General features: G+C 45.0%; 21 protein-coding genes. 15 read left to right on the top strand and 6 right to left on the bottom strand.

The genetic code is table 11. The features are described 5' to 3' along the window. Positions 1-49 precede the first annotated feature (49 nt). From N288_RS23070 to N288_RS23045, 6 genes are all read left to right on the top strand, one after another. The gene (locus N288_RS23070; RefSeq protein WP_022544556.1) at positions 50-1,240 is read left to right on the top strand and encodes a YhgE/Pip domain-containing protein; all 1,191 of its coding nucleotides are present in this window, start codon (positions 50-52) and stop codon (positions 1,238-1,240) included. 44 nt (positions 1,241-1,284) lie between these two features. Beyond that, entirely contained in the window at positions 1,285-1,824 is a 540-nt protein-coding gene (locus N288_RS23065) for a PadR family transcriptional regulator (protein WP_009794485.1), read from the top strand. Between the two features lie 270 nt (positions 1,825-2,094). Then, positions 2,095-2,970: an SMP-30/gluconolactonase/LRE family protein gene (locus tag N288_RS23060; protein ID WP_009794484.1), complete on the top strand. Its 876-nt coding sequence runs from the start codon at positions 2,095-2,097 to the stop codon at positions 2,968-2,970. Between the two features lie 150 nt (positions 2,971-3,120). After that, the gene (locus N288_RS23055; protein ID WP_009794483.1) at positions 3,121-3,693 is read left to right on the top strand and encodes a class I SAM-dependent methyltransferase; all 573 of its coding nucleotides are present in this window, start codon (positions 3,121-3,123) and stop codon (positions 3,691-3,693) included. 15 nt (positions 3,694-3,708) lie between these two features. Continuing rightward, positions 3,709-4,395: a response regulator transcription factor gene (locus N288_RS23050; RefSeq protein WP_009794482.1), complete on the top strand. Its 687-nt coding sequence runs from the start codon at positions 3,709-3,711 to the stop codon at positions 4,393-4,395. After that, entirely contained in the window at positions 4,383-5,459 is a 1,077-nt protein-coding gene (locus tag N288_RS23045; protein ID WP_035402847.1) for a sensor histidine kinase, read from the top strand. Before N288_RS23050 ends, N288_RS23045 begins: the two co-directional genes overlap by 13 nt. A gap of 271 nt (positions 5,460-5,730) precedes the next feature. Here the strand turns inward: N288_RS23045 and N288_RS23035 are convergent, their stop codons facing one another. From N288_RS23035 to N288_RS23025, 3 genes are all read right to left on the bottom strand, one after another. Further along, positions 5,731-6,183, bottom strand: coding sequence for a DUF305 domain-containing protein (locus N288_RS23035; RefSeq protein WP_022544554.1), 453 nt, complete (start codon positions 6,181-6,183; stop codon positions 5,731-5,733). 79 nt (positions 6,184-6,262) lie between these two features. Continuing rightward, a complete protein-coding gene (locus N288_RS23030; RefSeq protein WP_009794478.1) occupies positions 6,263-6,943 on the bottom strand; it encodes a response regulator transcription factor in 681 nt (226 codons plus the stop codon). A gap of 13 nt (positions 6,944-6,956) precedes the next feature. Further along, entirely contained in the window at positions 6,957-8,318 is a 1,362-nt protein-coding gene (locus N288_RS23025) for a sensor histidine kinase (protein ID WP_009794477.1), read from the bottom strand. Positions 8,319-8,537: 219 nt separating this feature from the next. Here N288_RS23025 and N288_RS23020 point away from each other — a divergent pair, with 219 nt between their 5' ends. From N288_RS23020 to N288_RS22995, 6 genes are all read left to right on the top strand, one after another. Next, the gene (locus N288_RS23020) at positions 8,538-9,152 is read left to right on the top strand and encodes a YdhK family protein (RefSeq protein ID WP_009794475.1); all 615 of its coding nucleotides are present in this window, start codon (positions 8,538-8,540) and stop codon (positions 9,150-9,152) included. 224 nt (positions 9,153-9,376) lie between these two features. Beyond that, positions 9,377-10,831 carry a PTS system trehalose-specific EIIBC component gene (gene treP / locus N288_RS23015; protein WP_022544553.1) on the top strand — a complete coding sequence of 485 codons (1,455 nt, stop codon included), beginning with the start codon at positions 9,377-9,379 and terminating at the stop codon, positions 10,829-10,831. A gap of 79 nt (positions 10,832-10,910) precedes the next feature. Then, on the top strand, positions 10,911-11,627 hold the full coding sequence (gene treR, locus N288_RS23010; RefSeq protein ID WP_009794473.1) for a trehalose operon repressor: 717 nt from the start codon (positions 10,911-10,913) through the stop codon (positions 11,625-11,627). Positions 11,628-11,764: 137 nt separating this feature from the next. Then, the gene (locus N288_RS23005; protein WP_009794472.1) at positions 11,765-12,769 is read left to right on the top strand and encodes a TRAP transporter substrate-binding protein; all 1,005 of its coding nucleotides are present in this window, start codon (positions 11,765-11,767) and stop codon (positions 12,767-12,769) included. A gap of 14 nt (positions 12,770-12,783) precedes the next feature. Further along, entirely contained in the window at positions 12,784-13,329 is a 546-nt protein-coding gene (locus tag N288_RS23000; protein WP_009794471.1) for a TRAP transporter small permease, read from the top strand. Then, entirely contained in the window at positions 13,326-14,621 is a 1,296-nt protein-coding gene (locus N288_RS22995) for a TRAP transporter large permease (protein WP_009794470.1), read from the top strand. Before N288_RS23000 ends, N288_RS22995 begins: the two co-directional genes overlap by 4 nt. A 303-nt stretch (positions 14,622-14,924) precedes the next feature. Here N288_RS22995 and N288_RS22990 read toward each other — a convergent pair whose 3' ends face one another. Beyond that, on the bottom strand, positions 14,925-15,212 hold the full coding sequence (locus tag N288_RS22990; protein WP_022544552.1) for a hypothetical protein: 288 nt from the start codon (positions 15,210-15,212) through the stop codon (positions 14,925-14,927). Here N288_RS22990 and N288_RS22985 point away from each other — a divergent pair. Next, positions 15,195-15,920, top strand: coding sequence for a DUF421 domain-containing protein (locus tag N288_RS22985; protein WP_009794468.1), 726 nt, complete (start codon positions 15,195-15,197; stop codon positions 15,918-15,920). The two genes, N288_RS22990 and N288_RS22985, sit on opposite strands and share 18 nt — an antisense overlap. Positions 15,921-15,962: 42 nt before the next feature. Here the strand turns inward: N288_RS22985 and N288_RS25785 are convergent, their stop codons facing one another. Further along, positions 15,963-16,319 carry a CBO0543 family protein gene (locus N288_RS25785; RefSeq protein WP_410110760.1) on the bottom strand — a complete coding sequence of 119 codons (357 nt, stop codon included), beginning with the start codon at positions 16,317-16,319 and terminating at the stop codon, positions 15,963-15,965. Positions 16,320-16,778: 459 nt separating this feature from the next. On the opposite strand from N288_RS25785, the gene N288_RS22975 reads away from it, so the two are divergent. Next, positions 16,779-17,177, top strand: coding sequence for a cytidine deaminase (locus N288_RS22975; RefSeq protein ID WP_009794465.1), 399 nt, complete (start codon positions 16,779-16,781; stop codon positions 17,175-17,177). Positions 17,178-17,300: 123 nt separating this feature from the next. Next, positions 17,301-18,335, top strand: coding sequence for a DUF3231 family protein (locus tag N288_RS22970; RefSeq protein ID WP_009794464.1), 1,035 nt, complete (start codon positions 17,301-17,303; stop codon positions 18,333-18,335). Positions 18,336-18,399: 64 nt separating this feature from the next. Here the strand turns inward: N288_RS22970 and N288_RS22965 are convergent, their stop codons facing one another. Further along, positions 18,400-19,569: an acyltransferase family protein gene (locus N288_RS22965; protein ID WP_009794463.1), complete on the bottom strand. Its 1,170-nt coding sequence runs from the start codon at positions 19,567-19,569 to the stop codon at positions 18,400-18,402. Positions 19,570-19,671: the final 102 nt, after the last annotated feature.

Here is a 19,671-nt window from a genome sequence, read left to right as displayed (position 1 = left end):
GTATATTAGTAAAAGTAATATAAATTTCACAGAAGGAAGGAAAGCAATAATGAAATTTACGCAGTTTCTAAAAACACGAGGGGCGATCGCATCGATTTTTATGGGGATTTTTTATGCAGCTGCGATGCTTGGCATCTTTCTCCCAGGCTATTCTGCGATTCCAGGGAATGTCGATCAAATGCCGATTGCGATAGTGAACGAAGATGCCGGCACTTATGGTGCCCAGATTGCCGGGCAGCTCCAGGAGAATCTGCCTTTTAAAGAAATTGAAACAGATATAAGCAATAAGCAGGCCATTAAAGACCTGAATCATAATGACCTGGCTTTAGTTGTGCGAATTCCGGAAACCTTCTCTGCGGATCTGCAAAAAGGTGAGGGATCGACAGGGATTGATTTTACAATTAATGAAGCCTCGGCCACTACCGTTTCTTCTACTATGAAATCTGTCGTCGGTGAAATTAACAACCAGCTGCGCAGCCAATTCTCACAGCAAACCGCACAGGGTGTGCTGATGAACTTTAATCTGCCGGAAGACCAGGCAGCAGAGATGGCTAAAAAAATTGAAACAGCGTATAGCGGGAATGTCATTTCAATCAATAAGATTCCAGCTGGCATGAATAATAATATGCTGCCGATGTTCTTGACAATGGCCGGCTATGTTGGTGCGATGATTGGTGCGATGCAGCTGGTCGCCGCTTTCAGGGAAAGCCGCGGCAAAGCAAGTAAAACCAGGCTGTTTCTTTATGTGCAATTAACAGCTCTTCTGATCGCTGTTGTATCATCGGCTGTAGCCGTCGGAGTGGCTTATCTGGTCAATGAGCCAAGCGGCGATCTGTTCTTCGGCATCGCCGGCCAGCAGATTTTGAACTATATGGTCTGCTTCAACTTCACAGCAGTTCTGGTTTTCCTGATCGGAGAGGGCGGCATGGTGTTGAACCTGCCAATCCTGCTGATGCAGACATTGGCCAATGGCGCTACGATCTCAAGGGAAATGATGTATGCTCCATTCCAATGGATGAGCCATATTTCTCCTATGTACTACTCTGTGCAGGCATATATGGCCAATATGTACAGCAGCATCAGTCCGAGCCCGTACCTCTGGTCCATGGCTGCAGTCGGAGGTGCTGCCATGCTGATCAATATCGCCATTGTTGCGTTCCTTCACAAACCGGCGCCGGTCGTGATTCCAGAGCTTGACGCAAGTGATTCCCTCAAGGCTGCAGGTGAAGTCACCGCCTAGTTTTGCTATGATATGAAGAGAGTCTTCTTCCAGGAGGATATAGTATGTCCATACAAATTTTCATATTGAGCAAACTGATGGAGGATAATAATTATCCGTATAAATTAAAAAAACAGCTTTCCGAACCGATCCCGCTCGATCAGCTGAGCGGGCTGACGGAAAGCAAGCTGTACTACCACTTCGATACACTGGCGAAGCAGGGCCTCATTGAGACAGTCGAAATCATCAAAGAGGAACATCGCCCTGATAAGCAGGTGTTCGGTATCACAGCAAAAGGCCGTGAAGAATTGCCGAAGAAAATCTACAAGGAATTCGAGAAATCCACTGGGATCGGGGAGATGGTCGTCGCGATCGCCAATATTAAATATGTGGACCGCGGCAAGGTCATCACCATCCTGGAAAAAAAGCTGGACGCCATCAAGGCCCGCTGGGAGCAGATCAGCAGCATAGACGCCGAGAAGCATGTCGGCGAGGCACAGCAGAATATCAGAGAATTCATGGAAGGCTATGTTTCCACCAGGATGGAGCATACGATTCACTGGCTGGAAGAGCTGATCAGGCGGGTGGAGCGAAAGGAAATTTAGCGTTCCAGGAGAGAGCTGGAGCCACTATTTCAGAGACAAGCCGGAATAGTGGTTCCAGGTAAGAGAGCTGGAGCCACTATTTCAGAGACAAGCCGGAATAGTGGTTCCAGCTAAGAAAAAAAATTGATAAATGCCCCTAAAGATGCCGCACTTCAGGCTGCCGACTAAGTCGGCAGCCGTTTTTATATTGTTAGCTCATACGTTTCCAGCCGATTCCTCCCGGGAAAGTCTATAATAAAGTAAATTCTTATAATTGACGAGGTGTTAAGAATGGGAGAAGCGGAATTAGTCCTGGACGCAAAAGCCACATTGGGAGAAGGCCCATGCTGGGACGCAGAAAAGCAGTTACTATACTGGGTGGATATCAAGGAGAAAAAGGTGAATATCTTTAACCCGGCTTCAGGAGAAAACCGGGAGATCCAGCTGGATCAGAATATAGGCACGATTGTTCCGAGAAATGCGGAGGAAGCGGCAGTTGCGTTGGAGGATGGCCTTTATCTTCTTAACTTAGAGACAGAGAAGCTCACTTTAATAAAAGAATTAGAGAGCGATATTCCTTCTAATCGTTTTAATGACGGCAAGTGTGATCCTGCCGGCCGGTTCTGGGCAGGGACGATGGACCAGCAGGGGGCAGGTGCTGAAGGGGCGCTGTACTGTCTGGATACCGATCAGCAAGTTGAGAAAAAGTTAGATCAGCTTGGCATTTCGAATGGCCTAGCGTGGTCACCGGATAACAGATTCATGTATTTCATCGATACACCAACCAAAAAGATCAGCCGCTTTGATTTTGACCTCGGAACGGGGGCAATTGAAAACCGCACTGAAGTCATCAGCTTTCCAGAAGGAGACGGTGCACCGGACGGGATGACGATTGATGGAGAGGGAATGCTGTGGATTGCCCACTATGGCGGCGGCAAGGTATCGAGATGGAATCCTCATACAGGCAAGAAGCTGTCAGAAATAAAGGTCCCTGCCAAGAATGTGACCTGCTGTACATTTGGGGGCGAGGACTTAAAGGACTTGTACATCACCACTGCAAGAGATGGGCTGAACGAAGAGCAGCAGAAAGAGTATCCATTGTCAGGCGGGCTGTTCAGGGTAAAAACGGATGTGAAGGGAAGTCCGGCTTATTCTTATAAAGGTTAAAATCTGAGCTGCCATTAAGGCAGCTTTTTTAGTTTTCCAGCCCATACTACTATATAAGCATCTTAATAATTCTTAATAAATTCCCTAAGAAATTCTTCAGGTTTTGAATTTATGCTAAAGGTATAAATTCGACAGATGGAGTGAAGCGAAATGAAAGGGCATGTATTTCTGCAGCAATATTTAAAGCATCCAAGAAAAGTTGGGGCACTCTTGCCAAGCTCCGGCTATCTGGCTGAAAAGATGGTCAGTGATCCTGCATTCGGGAGCGCTAAATTGATTGTTGAGTATGGCCCTGGAACAGGCGTGTTCACCAAAAAGATCCTGGAATACAGAAACTCCGATGCCACCGTCCTATTGATCGAAAACAACTTGGAATTTTATTCTTTGCTGAAGGAAAAATATCAGAATGAAGATAATGTGATTATTGTTAACGGGTCGGCAGAGAAGATAGATTTTTATATTGAAAGCTTCGGACTTGGAAAGATTGATTTTGTCATCTCTGGACTGCCCTTTGCAAGTTTGCCTGAGCCTGTGTCCCATGCTATCTTAAATAACACCAGAAGGCTGCTGGGACCTGAAGGGCGTTTCATCACCTTTCAATATACAATGCTGAAAAAAGCATATATAGAGCAATTCTTTAAGAATATTGACATTAAACGGGAGTACCGCAATTTTCCGCCGGCTTATGTACTGAGCTGCAGCAACGATAAACTAGAAGTATGATGGGATGTGTTACGGGTGGATGGCAATATTTTAATTGTGGACGACGATAAAGAAATCAGGCATTTGATTTCGGTATATCTGGAAAACGAAGGACTGAAGACAAGTCAGGCGGAGAACGCGCTGGAAGCTTTAGGCAAGCTGGAAGAGCAGGCATTCGATTTGATTATCCTGGATATCATGATGCCGGAAATGGATGGCATAGAAGCATGCATGAAAATCAGGGAAGAGCAGCATATGCCGATCATCATGCTCTCGGCGAAATCGGAAGATATGGACAAGATCCAGGGATTGACCTCAGGGGCAGACGATTATATATCAAAGCCGTTCAACCCTCTTGAGCTGATCGCAAGGGTCAAATCCCATTTGAGAAGATACAAGAAATACAATACAGAATCAGAAGCAGATAAAAATGTGATTGTGATTGGCAGCCTGGAGATCAATACAGATACAAGGCTGGTGTATGCAGGCGGAAAAGAGATCAGACTTACCCCGAAGGAATTTGATATCCTCGAGCTGCTTGCGAGAAACAAAGGGATTGTCATGAGCGTCAGCAAGATTTACGAGTCCGTCTGGAAAGAGGACCTGCTGAAATCGGACAACACAGTCATGGTCCATATTACAAAAATCAGGGAGAAAATCGAGGAAGACCCTAAGCATCCGATTTATATCAAAACCATCTGGGGCGTGGGATACAAGATATGATGCTGAAAAACAGGCTGTTTTTTAAACTTCTCGGGTCTATCGCCATCAGCTTTGTAGCATCTTTCCTGGTGATGGTTCTGCTATCTCAAATGATTTTCAGAGTGTACGATGTGAAATTTCTGACAGAACTGAGTGTGCCGATTTACAATGTCACTATGTTCCTGTTTTTTACAATAATTATTTTGAGCTTCATTCTGGTTTTCCTTTTGCTGGTACGCAAGAAAATCTTCTATTTGAAGATGATCAGCGATCGTGTCCAGGAAATAGCCGGAGGACAGCTGGGCCTGACCATCCATATCAAAGGGAAGGATGAACTATCCCAGCTCGCCGGTAATATCAATTTTATGTCCAAGGAGCTTGAGAGCAGATTTGAGCATGAAAGAAGCCTTGAAAACGCCAAGAATGAACTGATCACCAATGTTTCCCATGATTTAAGGACTCCGTTAACCTCGATTATCGGCTATCTGGATCTCTTGAGAAAAGGGCAATACCAGGACAGCAAAGAATTAAAGGAGTATCTGGAAACAACCTATTCGAAATCACAAAGGCTGAAATCACTGATGAATGAGTTATTGGAATACACACGGCTGGCCAGTCCTGATGTTCTCTTGAATATGGATAAGGTTGACCTCTCAGCTTTATTAAGGCAGATGGCCGGCGAGTATATGCCCATCATGGAACGGGAGCAGCTCACCGTTCATTCTTCTATTACAGGAGAGCCTGTCCGGATTTTAATGGACGTGGAAATGATGGTGCGGGTTTATGAAAATCTTTTCTCGAATAGCATAAAATACAGTACGAAGCCCTCTTCAATAGAACTCTCTCTAAATGCTGAAGGCTCCATGGCCGTACTGAAAATTTCCAATAGGACGGATAAGCCTCCTGTTGCCGACTTGAATCAATTATTCGACCGGTTTGTCGTAGGCGAAAAAGCGAGAACAGAAAACCAGGGAACAGGTCTGGGACTGGCTATTTCCAAAAGGATCGTTGAGCTGCATGGCGGGAAGATCTACGCGGAATACGCAGAGGGCTGGATGACAGTTGTGGTGGAGCACCAGATATAGCTTTGGGGCTGGAAGAGTCAGTAAGGATTTTTCTCGGAGAAGGAGCGGGCCAATCCTTTGGCGGTGCAGCAATTTTTCGTATTAAAAGCCCGTTCAGCTCCAGGCTCATTCCCAATACTTCTTCGTCAAGAAAATCCAGGATTTTGCCAGAAGCAGCCCGAATCATTTCTTTTCGGATTTTATCTATGTTCTATAAATTTTCTTCTTCTGAATCTTCTCGTTCTGTTTTACCTGAAAAGGAAAAATCAGCCTGCCAGGCTGATTTTTTAAATTATTCCTCATCTTTAAGATCCTCAATAAGCTGCTTCATTTCATCGATTTCCCTAACCTGCGCTTTAATGATCTCATCTGCGAGCTTCCTTACTCTTGGATCCGATATTCGTGCACGCTCGCTGGTCAAAATTGCGATGGAATGGTGCGGAATCATGCCTTCCATATAATCGACATCATCGACAAGCGCCTGGCTCCGGATCAGGAACAGCGATAAAAAGAATAAGAGGATGCTGCCAGTCAGGATGCTTATGTTGGCTTTCTTGTTTTTCAGCATATTTCTCATGAAGAGAAGCATGATCACAGCCATGGTTGCCCCCATCAGCAAAGCCATGTATGCGCGCATCTCGCTGAAGAAGATATGATCAGCCTTAAAGGTGCTCCAATATTTAAAAAGGAACATAATAATGGTAGAGGTCACGACCATTCCGGCAAATTTCCAGTATGGTTTCAATTCTGCTCACTCCTTTTCTTCAATTGGGGTTATAGGTTAAATCCCCTTTAAGTTTGCAGAATGTGTGCATACTTTCCTTTTATTTTATTTTCCATTGATAGCCAATGCCCCATACGGTTGCCAAATGCTCTTCTATTGGAAAGGAAGCCCCCTTTAATTTTTCGCGCAGATTCCTTACATGAGAGTCTACCGTCCTGATTTCTGTGCTGGCATTAATATCCCATGCGACTGCCAGCAGCTGATCCCGTGTATATACGCGTTCAGGATGTTTCATTAGTGTTTCGAGCAGCAGGAATTCTTTTAAGGTCAGCGAAACGGCTTTCCCTTTATACTTTAATGTATAAGAATCCATATCCAGTTTGAAATCCCCGCGTATGACTTCTTTTGCCCCATGCTGGATTTGCTGCCTCCTGAATAAAGCATTTACCCGGGCGAGCAGCACCCTCTCATCGAAAGGCTTGGTCACATAGTCGTCGGCTCCGCAATCAAATCCTTTGATCATATCCAGATTGTCGGTCCTGGCTGTGAGCATAATTATGGGGACATTCGAAAATTCTCTGATTTTCCGGCATGTCTCCAGACCGTCCAGCTCTGGCATCATAATGTCGAGCAGCAGCATGTCAACATGTGTACGTTTAACCAGCTGGATTGCCTCATATCCGTCTTTCGCCCTCAGGCATTTGTAACCATGCGGCTCCAGGAACAGAGCCAGCAAATTCTTCATCCGTTCCTCGTCATCAACAAGCAAAATGGTTTTCAAAAAGCGTCACCTCTTAAATTTCAATCTCAACGATTGTTCCTTTAGTCTCCTGGCTGGAAATATGGATGGTGCCCCCGTGGGCCTCCACTAATTCCTTTACAATCGAAAGTCCGAGGCCGGAGCCGCCGTTCTCGCGCGATCTTGACTTATCCACTCTGTACAGCCTGTCAAATACATATTTAAGATCTGCTTGCGGGATTCCCTTACCTTGATCCTCAATCAGGATCTTTACTGTCCCTTTTGCAGTTTGTTCAGCATGTACAGCTGTTTTCGTATGTTCATCAGAGTATTTTAAAGCATTATCAAGCAGGTTATAGATTATTTGCTCGAACCTTAATGGGTCAGCTGACAGCGTAAGCCCTTCTTTACAGCAAGTCTGAAGCTCTATGTTTTTCCCGTTGAACGCCGGCTTGACTTTTGCTGTAAGTTCCCCCAGTATCCTGCACAGGTCGATTTCCTGCTTCTGGATTGTAAAATTGGTCTGGTCAATCTTGGCTAGCTGGAAAAGGTTGTCAATTAAGTTACCAAGCTTAGCGGATTCATCCTGGATGATCTCTAGGTATTCCCGCCGTTCACTGTCTGGCAGGCCTTCCCGCAGGGCGATTGCTGTATAGCCCTGCATATAGGTCAGGGGAGTACGCAATTCATGTGAGATGCTGGCCAGGAAATCAAGGCGGCTTTTCTGGATAATCTTCAGGTCGCTGGCAAGCTTCTGGATGGAAGTGGACAGCTCTCCTAATTCATCTTTGCCGGCGGGAGGAAGTTTTACCTGAAAATGGCCTTTGCTTAGTTGCTCAGTTGCTTCCTTCATTTTGATCAAAGGGCGTGTCAGGAACTTGGATAAAATAAAATAGATAAAGGCAATCGCCAATAGGCTAAGAACACTTGCAAGAAAAAAGTGGTGGTTTAATTTTTCAATCAGCTGCCTCATTGGAGCGGTATCCTTAAACATATACACATAGCCTTCTTGGCCGGAGCTGCTGAACCGGGTCACTGTCGCAAGATAGCGCATTTCCCTCCAGTTGGATTCAATAACAGTCCCATTTCTTGAAACATCAGAAGAATGCCTTGTCATAATTTCTTTCATTCTTTTAGAAACGCTTCTCGAACTTACAATAATCTGTTTATCTAAATCAGTAATGACGACCTCTGTTTCCGTCTTTGATTCCATTAGCGCGATATGGCTGAGGGTGCCTTCAGTATAACTGTCCTCCAGCACATCCCGGTGGCTGTTGCCTCTTGAGAGAATGGAATTGAACTCCTCCTCCACCCGCGAATCGATGATATTGTTGTATAAATAAAACATTAAAAAAGATTCCAGGACTAAAACAGCAAGTAGAAACCAGGCAGCCAGCTTTGTCGATATTTTATTCATAAAGTCCCTCCGTTTCCAGGCCAGGCGCTAAGCAGATGAGAGCCGGCATTACCTAATATATCATTAACATTTGCAAAAAATTTGAAGATAACTATTCTAAAGGGACGCTTTTGGAGAACAAAAATCATCAGGTAGGGGAAATATAAATGTAAAGCTATCTACATAAATTCTGCATTTTTATCTGAAATAATAAAACATGTTAAAAGAAGGAGGAAGAAAATGATGAAAAAAACACTCGCTATTTTGATTTTTACGCTGACCCTGATCCTGGCGGCATGCAGTTCTAACAATCCGGACAACACAAGTGAAGACAATGGAGGAAACAGTACAGAGCATCATCAGAATGGCCAATCAGCAGGAGAGCAAGAGGATCATGCGGGAATGGACCATTCAGAAATGGATCATTCAGGCAGCGGGGAAATCCCTCAAGGCATGAAGGAAGCGGAGAATCCGAAATATAAAGTGGGAAGCAAAGTGATCATTGAAGAAGGACATATGCCGGGGATGCAGGGAGCCGAAGCAACCGTTGCTGCTGTATACGACACGACGGTTTATACAGTTTCCTATGACCCTGTAACAGGGGGCGACCGGATAGAAAACCATAAATGGGTTGTTCACGAAGAGCTTCAAGATGCAGGAGAGGAGCCCTTTGAACCGGGCAGTGAGGCCATCATTGAGGCGGAGCACATGGAAGGGATGAAAGGGGCGGCTGCTATCATTGATACAGCAGAGCAGAAGACTGTCTACGTCATCAATTTCACTCCTAAAGATGGGGGTGCGGAAGTGAAGAATCATTTATGGGTCACTGAAGAGGAACTTTCTTCTGCGGAATAAGGTACTGAAGCATCTGCTTAAGCGGCAGGTGCTTTTTTGTTTTAGAAGCGGGGCGGAAATCCCTCCGAACGCTCACTATATAATTTGCCTAAGCGGGTGAATAAATTGTATTGACAAACTTGTATATATAAGTTAAATTTTAAGAGAGCTCAGTATTTGTATATACAAGTTAATGAAAGCGCTATTATATATTTATGCTGATTATAAAATATGGGGGAATACCTATGACGAAATATACAGGCTCTGCAAATGAGCTGCTGGAGCATATCGGCGGCCGGGACAATATTGCAGCGGTGACACATTGTGTGACACGCATGCGCTTTGTCCTGAATGATCCATCCAAGGCTGATATTGAGAAAATCGAAAACATTAAGCTTGTAAAAGGAACCTTCACACAAGCCGGCCAGTTCCAGGTAGTCATCGGCAATGAAGTTTCCAGCTTTTATAATGAATTCACTAAGATTGCCGGTGTAGAAGGCACTTCAAAAGAGGAAGCCAAAACAGCGGCCAAGCAGAACCAGAATTTGCTTCAGCGGATGATGGGGCATATGGCAGAAATTTTTACACCATTGATTCCCGCCCTTGTAGTCGGCGGTTTGATTCTCGGCTTCAGAAATGTAATCGGTGACATTAAGCTCGTGGAAGATGGCACCAAGACGATTGTTGAGATATCCCAGTTCTGGGCTGGCGTCCACGCCTTCCTGTGGCTGATTGGGGAAGCGATATTCCATTTCCTTCCTGTCGGAATTACTTGGTCTGTTGCCAAGAAGATGGGTGCGTCCCAGATTCTCGGAATCGTCCTTGGTATCACATTAGTATCGCCGCAGCTGCTGAATGCCTATGGCGTTGCCGGGGCAGGGGCAGGAGATATCCCGCAATGGGACTTCGGGTTTGCCCAGATTGATATGATCGGCTATCAGGCCCAGGTCATCCCTGCAATCCTGGCTGGTCTGACGTTAGGCTTCCTGGAAACAAGATTGCGCAAAGTGGTTCCAAACTCTATCTCAATGATTGTTGTTCCTTTCCTTGCCCTAGTGCCGACTGTTTTGATAGCGCATACAGTGCTCGGCCCTATCGGCTGGCAGATCGGTTCAGTGATATCGGATGTCGTATACTCAAGCCTGACGTCTTCATTCGGATGGCTGTTTGCGGCAGTGTTTGGCTTCGTGTACGCACCACTGGTCATCACCGGCCTGCATCATATGACAAATGCCATTGACCTTCAGCTGATGAGTGAGCTTGGCGGAACAAATCTTTGGCCAATGATCGCCATCTCAAATATTGCTCAGGGCTCAGCAGTATTAGCCATGATCTTCATCAACCGCAAAAATGAGGAAGAAAAGCAGGTTTCCATCCCTGCGGCCATCTCCTGCTACCTTGGCGTAACCGAGCCTGCGATGTTCGGGATCAACCTGAAATACGGGTTCCCATTCCTGGCTGCCATGATTGGATCGATGATTGCAGCTGTTGTTTCTGTAGCGAGCGGAGTCATGGCCAACTCAATCGGTGTTGGCGGACTGCCTGGAATTCTTTCCATCCAGGCGCAGTATATCGGAACATTTGCCATCTGCATGATCATTGCGATTGTCGTTCCATTCGTCCTGACAACCATCTTTGCTAAAACAGGCGTAAAGAATTTTACTTTTAAAAAGCAAAAGAAACAGAGTGCAGCTGTCTAACTGCATACAGGAAGGGGGACGGGTGGTTCTCCCTTCTTTTTTTCTTTGCTTGATAAAATTGAGAATGGAGATTTGTCCAATGAAAAAGAAGTATCTCGATATCTGCCAAAGCATCACAGAGCAAATCAGGAGCGGAAGGATTAAACCGGAAACCTATCTTCCATCTGAGAATGAAATGGTAAAAGAATATCAGGCTTCAAGGGAAACCATTCGCAAAGCTTTGAATCTCCTTGCTCAAAATGGCTATATTCAAAAAATCAGGGGAAAAGGATCCATGGTCCTCAATACTTCTAAATTCGACTTCCCAGTATCCGGGCTGGTCAGCTTCAAGGAGCTGGCAGGCAAGATGAGCGAACCTCCCCAGACTATTCTTAACGGATTGAGCCTTGGAGAAGCCGGGGGTTTTATCAAAAAAGAGCTGCAGCTGGAGGAAGGCGATCTGGTCTGGGACGTCCTGCGGACAAGAAAGATGGGAGGAGAAAGAATCATTCTTGACCGCGACTTTCTGGCTGAGAAGCATGTTCCCCATCTGACTGGTGATATTTGCAGGGATTCCATCTATCAGTACCTTGAAAAAGAATTGAACCTGAACATCAGCTTTGCCAAAAAAGAAATCATCGTAGAGGAACCAACCGATGAGGACCGCTCCCTGCTGGACCTTGATGGCTTCCAGAATGTAGTGGTCATCAGGAGCCATGTATACTTGAACGATGCCAGCCTATTCCAGTTCACAGAGTCCAGGCACCGTCCGGACAAATTCCGTTTCACCGACTTTGCGAGAAGAGCTCTCCATTGAATAAAACTATCAAATGCCGGCCATTGCCCGGCATTTTTTTATGTTCTTTTATAACCTCTTCTGTTTCAATAGTCATATTTTAGGGAATACCTTCAGGAAATCATACAACAATGCTTACATAACCTGGAGGGGGATTTATGAAGAATTTTAAGGTGTTTGGCATTATCCTTCTGCTCATGGCAGGAATCCTGGCCGGCTGTACAGCGCAGGCTGCCGAGGAGGAAGGGACAGTCACATTGAGGCTTGCCCATAATCAGGGCACAACACATCCGATACATACTTCGCTGACAGAGTTTGCAAGATTGGTAGAGGAAAAGACAGATGGCAGTATGAAGGTCAAAATTTACCCGAGCGGACAGCTTGGCGGGGAACGAGAGGCACTTGAGCTGACTCAGACCGGTGCGATTGACTTTGCCAAGGTGAGCGCAGGCTCGCTTGAGAACTTTTCAGAAGTCTATTCATTGTTCAGCCTTCCTTATTTATTCGACGATAAAGACCATTTTTATAAAGCGATGAACAGCAGCACCGCAAAAGAGGTTTACCAGACTACGACTGATATCGGTCTGAGGGGACTGACGTTCTATGAGTCAGGCACAAGGAACTTTTATACAAAAAACAAGCCGATTATGCATCCTGATGATCTGAAGGGGCTGAAAATACGGGTCCAGCCGAGCCCGACAAACCTCAAGATGCTTGAGCTGATGGGCGGGTCGCCGACGCCGATGTCCTTCGGTGAAGTCTATACGGCTATGCAGCAGGGTGTCATCGACGGCTCGGAAAATAATGAAACAGCACTGACGGATAATAATCACGGAGAAGTGGCAAAGCAGTACAGCTACAGCGAACATGCCATCATCCCGGATATCCTGATTATCAATGAAAGCAAATGGAAGCAATTTACTGCTGAACAGAAGAAAGCTATAACAGAAGCGGCAGAAGAGTCTTCTTTTTACCATAAAGAGGTTTGGCGGAAAGCGACAGAGAAGGCGATAAAAGACGCCAAGGATATGAATGTCACATTCAGCAGGCCGGATAAAGAGCCTTTCATGGAAGCTGTACAGCCGCTGCATAAGGAGTTTGCAGAAAAGAAATCGACCGGAAAATACTATAAAGAAATCCGGGACATGGCTGAAGGCAATTAAAAGGGGGAGCTATCATGCAGACTATGAAAAAATGGATCGATCTGAGCATTGCCTTTGTGACCTGCACCCTCTTGGGTGTGATGGTCCTGATGGCCATCTGGCAAGTGTTCACAAGATATGCGCTGGATTCGCCAAGTACGATTTCAGAGGAGTTTCTCCGGTATTCGCTGATATGGGTTTCCATGCTCGGCGGAGCCTATGCCTTCGGAAACAAGAAGCATATCGCAATCGAGTTCATCGTAGAAAAGCTGGAAAACAGGAAGAGGCTTGCCGCAGCTATCCTGATTGAGCTGATTGTCCTGGCATTTGCTGTATTTGTCATGATTGTCGGCGGGTCTAAAACAGTTGGGATCTCTATGGAGCAGTATTCTGCCGCACTTGGCCTCCCGATGGCCTATATTTATCTGTCCCTGCCAGTCAGCGGCATCCTGATTGCCGCTTATACGATCATCTCCATCAGGGAAATCTCCGCAAATAGAAAAGCGGACTTATATTCAGAAGAAGTAGAGACTCCAGAGCCCATACATATTGATAAGGATAGAAAGGAGGGGCTGGGATGACAATCACAGCAGGACTCCTATTGCTTTTTGTATTCTTTCTGCTCTTATTTCTGGGCGTTCCCATTGCCATCAGCATAGCCGGTGCCTCTCTTGTCACCATGCTGGTTTTGTTTCCTTTTGATATTGCCGTATTCACAGCAGCGCAGAAGATGGTGGCGGGGCTCGACAGCTTTTCCCTGCTCGCCATCCCGTTCTTCATCCTGTCAGGGGTTATCATGAATAATGGCGGAATCGCGATCCGCCTGATCAATTTTGCGAAGGTCCTTTCCGGGAGGATGCCCGGATCGCTCGCCCATACGAATGTAGTCGGGAATATGCTGTTCGGTTCGATTTCCGGTTCCTCCGTTGCCGCTGCAGCAGCAATCGGCGGAGTCATGTCTCCGCTTCAGAAGAAGGAAGGCTATAACCCGGCGTATTCTGCTGCGGTTAATATCGCATCGGCACCGACAGGGCTGCTGATTCCGCCAAGCGGCCTGCTGATCGTCTATTCCCTTGTCAGCGGCGGGACGTCGATTGCCGCGCTCTTCATAGCCGGTTATATTCCCGGCATCCTTTGGGGACTTGCTACCATGGTTGTAGCATATGTGATTGCGAAGAAAAAGAATTATCCGATTGCACCGAAAATTACGTTCAGCCAGGTGATGAAAGTATTCCTCGATGCGATTCCGAGCCTGCTGCTCGTGTTCATAGTAATCGGCGGAATCATTGCCGGGGTGTTCACGGCAACAGAAGGCGCTGCCATTGCGGTTGCCTATTCTCTCATTCTCTCGATGTTTTATCGGACATTTAAAATAAAAGATGTTCCGAAGATGCTGATGGAAACAGTGGAGATGACAGCCATCATCATGCTTCTGATTGCCGCATCGACCATTCTTTCCCTTGTCATGGCATTTACCGGCATTCCTGAGGCCATCAGCAGCGGCATCCTCAGCCTGACCGATAATCCGATCCTGATCCTGCTGCTGATGAACGTCATCCTGCTGATTATTGGGACTTTCATGGATATCACGCCTGCAGTCCTCATATTCACGCCGATATTCCTGCCGATTGCCACGAATATCGGGATGGATCCGGTGCACTTTGGCATTATGATGTGCCTCAACCTTTGCATCGGAAGCATCACACCGCCGGTAGGAAGCGCCTTGTTCGTCGGATCCAGCGTCGGCAAGGTGAAGATCGAGCAGCTTGTGAAGCCATTGCTTCCATTCTACGCTGCCATCATCGTTGTACTGCTCCTTGTTACTTATATCCCGCAGGTCAGCATGGTGCTACCGGGACTGTTTGGACTATAAAATGAAAAAGGACTGCCTTTTGCCATAAGCTGTTCAGAGATAGTGGGAAAAATCACAGACTAAACAGCATACGTTTTAGTAGAATATGTAGTACAGTACTTAACTAACCAAAAAAGCTTGGGGTATCCCAGGCTTTTTACTTCTGGATGTTCGTATTTATTAAACGCACTCAATGGCTGAACAGTTGAATAGGCGATTCTCCTTTAACTTTAACATTTTTAAACAAGGAAACTAGATTATCTGCTAATGAAAATTTATAGACGGAAAAATTCCCTTTATTTTAAAAATAGTGCTGAAAACAGCTTAAATAAAGGGAGAAATTCCCCTTATATGACTCGAAACCATAAAAAAGATAATTTTTCTTTGCATAGAGGGAAAAACTCCTCTTAATTTTCCGAAAAACAAAGCTGATTTGTATTTAACAGTAAAATCTCCCCTTAATTCACTGGAAGCCCACTCTTCAGCTGCAAGGAGCAGAAAACTAACTGTGGCCAGGCAGCCCTTTTGATTTTTCCGTATAATTCCAGCTATCCTCCGATAAACTAAAGTCATCATCTGCCAGGAGGAAAGATTATGGAAGATCTGCTGCATAACTGTCTTCTGATTTTCGGAAGGATCATCACCATTCTGCCTTTATTGCTCTTTATTACTCTTTTTATGGGGAGGCGCTCGATTGGCGAGCTTCCTGTTTTTGATTATCTGGTTATCATTACACTGGGGGCGGTGGCCGGGGCGGATATAGCTGATCCCTCCATCAGGCATCTGGAAACAGGCTTTGCCATTATTGCTATCGGCCTTCTCCAGCGGCTGATTGGGAGATTGAAGATTTCAAAGCGGAAATTCGGAAAACTCATCACTTTTGAGCCGGTCATTGTGATACATAAAGGCAAATTCCTTAGTGCCAATTTAAAAAAGTACCATTACAGTATTGATAACATCCTGCAAATGCTGAGGGATAAGCAGGTCTTTGACGTTCAATATGTGGAATTAGGGATACTCGAGGGAAACGGAATGCTGAGTGTCCAGCTCAAGCCTGCACAGTTGCCTGCCACAAAGGGAGACCTGAATATTTCCGGAAGCTCTTCGCAAATTGCCTTTCCTGTCATCGTTGAAGGAAAGGTATACCGGGAGGTTTTGGAACGGTTTAACGTAGATCAGGACTGGCTTGATTCGAAGCTGTCCCGGCTGGGCATCTCCCGGCTGCAGGAAATATTCTTTGCTTCTATCAGCCCTGAAAAAGAACTGCATATCTCCCTGAAAAATGAACAGGCACAATCTATACCCTTTTTGTATCATTAGCCATTATACATGCGGCGGTCCTTAAAAAAGCAGCACCAGCTCCTATTTATTATCAGGAACCGGTGTATTATTGGCTTTTCGTATGATGGCTATAAAAGTTCTGGAAATTAAAAAAGTAACGGTTAGAGAAAAGAAACTGATTAGAGAGTTCCAACCTTTTTTAAATTTAATCAAGCTAGTTCTTTTTTCAAAAAAATGTTCGACTAAAGCCATTGGGAGGCTAAAGCAAAGTGCTTTCATCAGAATGCCTATAAGGCTCGATGTTCTGGTTACCTGATTACAATAGACACATGCGATTGGGTAGAGAAGATAGTCGAAAATAAAGCTGACGTCAAATGATTTCACCAGCTTAACTGGGTAGGTTATATAACCTTTTCTGACAAGCAGCTTGTCGAGGATGGAAGAAAGTATCCTTTAAAGAGAAAGATCAGCATCCAGTCTTTTACCGGAGGCTTTCTCATCAAATTGATAAAAGATATCAATCCAAAGACAAGAAGAAATTTCAATGTGTTTTTCTCAAATTTATTCATGCTGTATCCTTCCCGGCTGTGTAATTATTAATGTTACTATCCCAAGGAAGAGGGGGATGTATTCATCCTGGTTTGTTTTGAACAAGGCAGCCTCTGGGAAGGGGGTGGCCCCCTTTTAGAATAAATACATTGGCATCCAGGTCACTGTGAAGGTACTTGTGGTGATTATTGCTTCTCTCTGCTGAAAAGAGAATGGGAATCTAATTTAAATTTATTATTCTGTATTGACAAACTTTTCCCGGAAATATAATATAAGAAGTCCTGCCAACTAATAATTGGCGTTAGGGGACTGTAAAAGGTTCATTCTTATGTGAGGGGATGGATTGTGATGGATAAAGAAAAATTAATGGAAAGTGCACGCGCTGTAAAACAGGCTGCGTATGCACCGTATTCCAATTTTCCTGTAGGAGCAGCTTTGCTGCTGAAAGATGGAACCGTTATCAGCGGAGTGAACGTAGAGAATGTTTCCCTTGGGGCGACGAATTGCGCTGAAAGGACAGCCATTTTCACTGCTATCGCAAATGGCTATAAAAAAGGAGACTTCCAGGCAATCGCGGTTTCCGGGAACACGGCTGACTTCCTTCCGCCTTGCAGCATCTGCAGGCAGGTGCTGGCAGAATTCTGCTCACCGGATATGCCTGTTTACTTAACGAACGAAAAGAAAGATATACTGGAACTGCCTCTGAAAGAGCTATTGCCTTACGCTTTTACTGATCTGGAAATGTAAGATCAATTACATGAGCCTGCTTCGATACACTCGAAGCAGGCTTTTTCTATGCATATATACAGAGAATACCTTTCAGCCGGAAGGATGATACTAATACAATAAAGCGGATGAAGGAGATCGATCATGAATACGATCAAGCCGATTAAAGCAGGAACAAATAAAACCAGCCCGAAGGAGCCTTTAACATCAGCAGAGATGGGAAAACTCTGGGCTACCTATATGGGAAACAGCATGTCAAAGGGCATTCTGGCGTACTATTTGCACCATGTGGATGATCATGATATTAAAGCCTTATTGGAGAATGCCTCTAAATTATGTACGGAATTCCTGACTGCAACAGAGGGACTCTTAAAAGAAGCTAATTTCCCTATACCAGATGGCTTTAATGAAAATGATGTCAATTTAGAAGCGCCCCGTTTATTCCACGATGATTTTTATGTCCATTACTTGAAATATGCAGCGAAAGCGGGAATAAGCATATACAGTGTAGGCTATCCTATTGTCTTCCGGAATGATATTGTAGAATTTTTCAGGTATTGCACGCAAGCAACATTGGATTTAATGGATCAGATCAAAGAGATTCTGATGAAAAAGGGCTTGATCATCAAGCCTCCATTCATCCCGGTGCCCAAAAAAGTGGACTATGCCCAAAAGGATTTCCTAAACGGCTTCCTTGGACGGGTCAGGCCGCTTCACGCCCTGGAAATTGCCCATTTATACGACAATATTGAAAACAATGTCACAAGCAAAGCCTTCATAATGGCCTTTGCCCAGACAGCCAAAAGCGAGAAGATCCGGCAGCTGTTTCAAAAAGGGGCAAGCATGACACATAGCAACCTGGAGCGGTATATGCAAAAGCTGCATGATGAAAACTTGCCTTCGCCAACCTTCCTGGACGACCTGGTCACAGACTCTACCTTTGCGCCATTTTCTGATAAACTCATGCTTTTCCATAAGATGGACATGTTTTCCATGAAGATCAGAGCATTCGGCAACTCATTGGCTGTGAATGGCAGGCATGATATCGGCCTCTTATATTCAAGATCCTTAATGAATATCACTCATTTTGTCACTGAAGCATCGGATATTATGATGGAGAACGGCTGGATGGAAAAACCGCCGGAAGCCGCGGAGAGGCAGAATCTGGCTTCCAAATAGTTCATTTAGTCAGCTTCTATATGGCCGCAACAGGAAACAGCCGCAGCTATCGCGGCTGTTTCTATTATTGCTGTACAACGATATTCCTTTCTTGAGGCACTTCCCGTTTGCGCTGTTTTCTCAAGCCAAATACTGCTCTCAGTCCATTGTACCTGCGTATTGCTGCATGATGAAAAATCATGATTACTGCAAATGCAGCCATTGCAAGAAAAACAAACTTAACAGGAATACTCCAATCTAAATGAGCAATCCAGAAGCCTGAAATGATTATGACAGGCTGATGAAGAATGTAAAAAGGCATGGCCGCTTCAATCGCATAAGATAGTGCTGGAGTGGAAGTATTCAAATGCCTATCCCCCAGGAAAAAAATGAACAGCAGGACATTCCATACTAAAAGAACGCGAATAACAGTGAAGATATAAAAGGCAGCAGTCCCATAAGCGGGAAAGCCTGACATGAATACCCATAAAATATAGGCTGCTAAGCTGACTGCACTAATTGTACCTGTAAGCTTGCCGCTATTTCGTGCAAAACTTCTGAATGACTCCCGGGCAAAAAAATAATAGCCATAAGCGTACAGCAGCAAGTAAAACAAAATCCCCCAGCTAGCCAAATTTAAGATATCATTCGCCCATAGAGCTGCCACTGTTAAAGGCAGGGGCAAAAACAAGTAATGGGAAATGGCAAAGGAACCATTTTGAATATGCTGTCTCTGCCTCTCATTTAGGAAGAAAGGCAGAGTTAGGGCTGAAAAAATCAGGAGCATCAATAGGTACCACAGATGATGGCCGAAAAAGGCAAAGTTTCCACTTCCGCCGATTTCCAAATAAAGACCATCAAAATAATGGGGGAAGAATTGAAAGAAAGAGCCTTCAAACTGTTTGCCGGTCAGCCTCTCTATATAAACTTGAGGAGGTGAGAGGATAAAAATGCCCAAAAGCAGCGGAATGCCAAGGCGGGCCGCCCTTTCCTTCAAAAATGCTCCGGAGTGGCGCTTTTTCAAAGCGTGATAGGTGCTGATTCCGGAAATGGCAAAAAAGACAGGCATCATCCAATTGCCGACAGCCAAGGAAAACAGTTCTATGTAGGTTCTATTGATTTCGTTGTTCTTTACATGCCATTCAAATGAGTTAAAGAACATCGAACAATGGTAGAGAAATACAGCCAGCATCGCTAATATCTTAATCCAATCTAAATCATAATGTCTGCTTTTCTCCTGCCCCGGCAGTACCATATAGTTCCCCCCAAGATATGTTCAGTGCGGCTATGTATCTCACAGCCGGTTCTATATCAATATTTCAATAGATTACTTGCCTTTATTCAGTGTATATTAATA

The organism is Bacillus infantis NRRL B-14911 (genome assembly GCF_000473245.1).
Lineage (GTDB): Bacteria > Bacillota > Bacilli > Bacillales > Cytobacillaceae > Bacillus_AB > Bacillus_AB infantis.
This window is presented reverse-complemented; position numbering and strand designations above follow the sequence as displayed.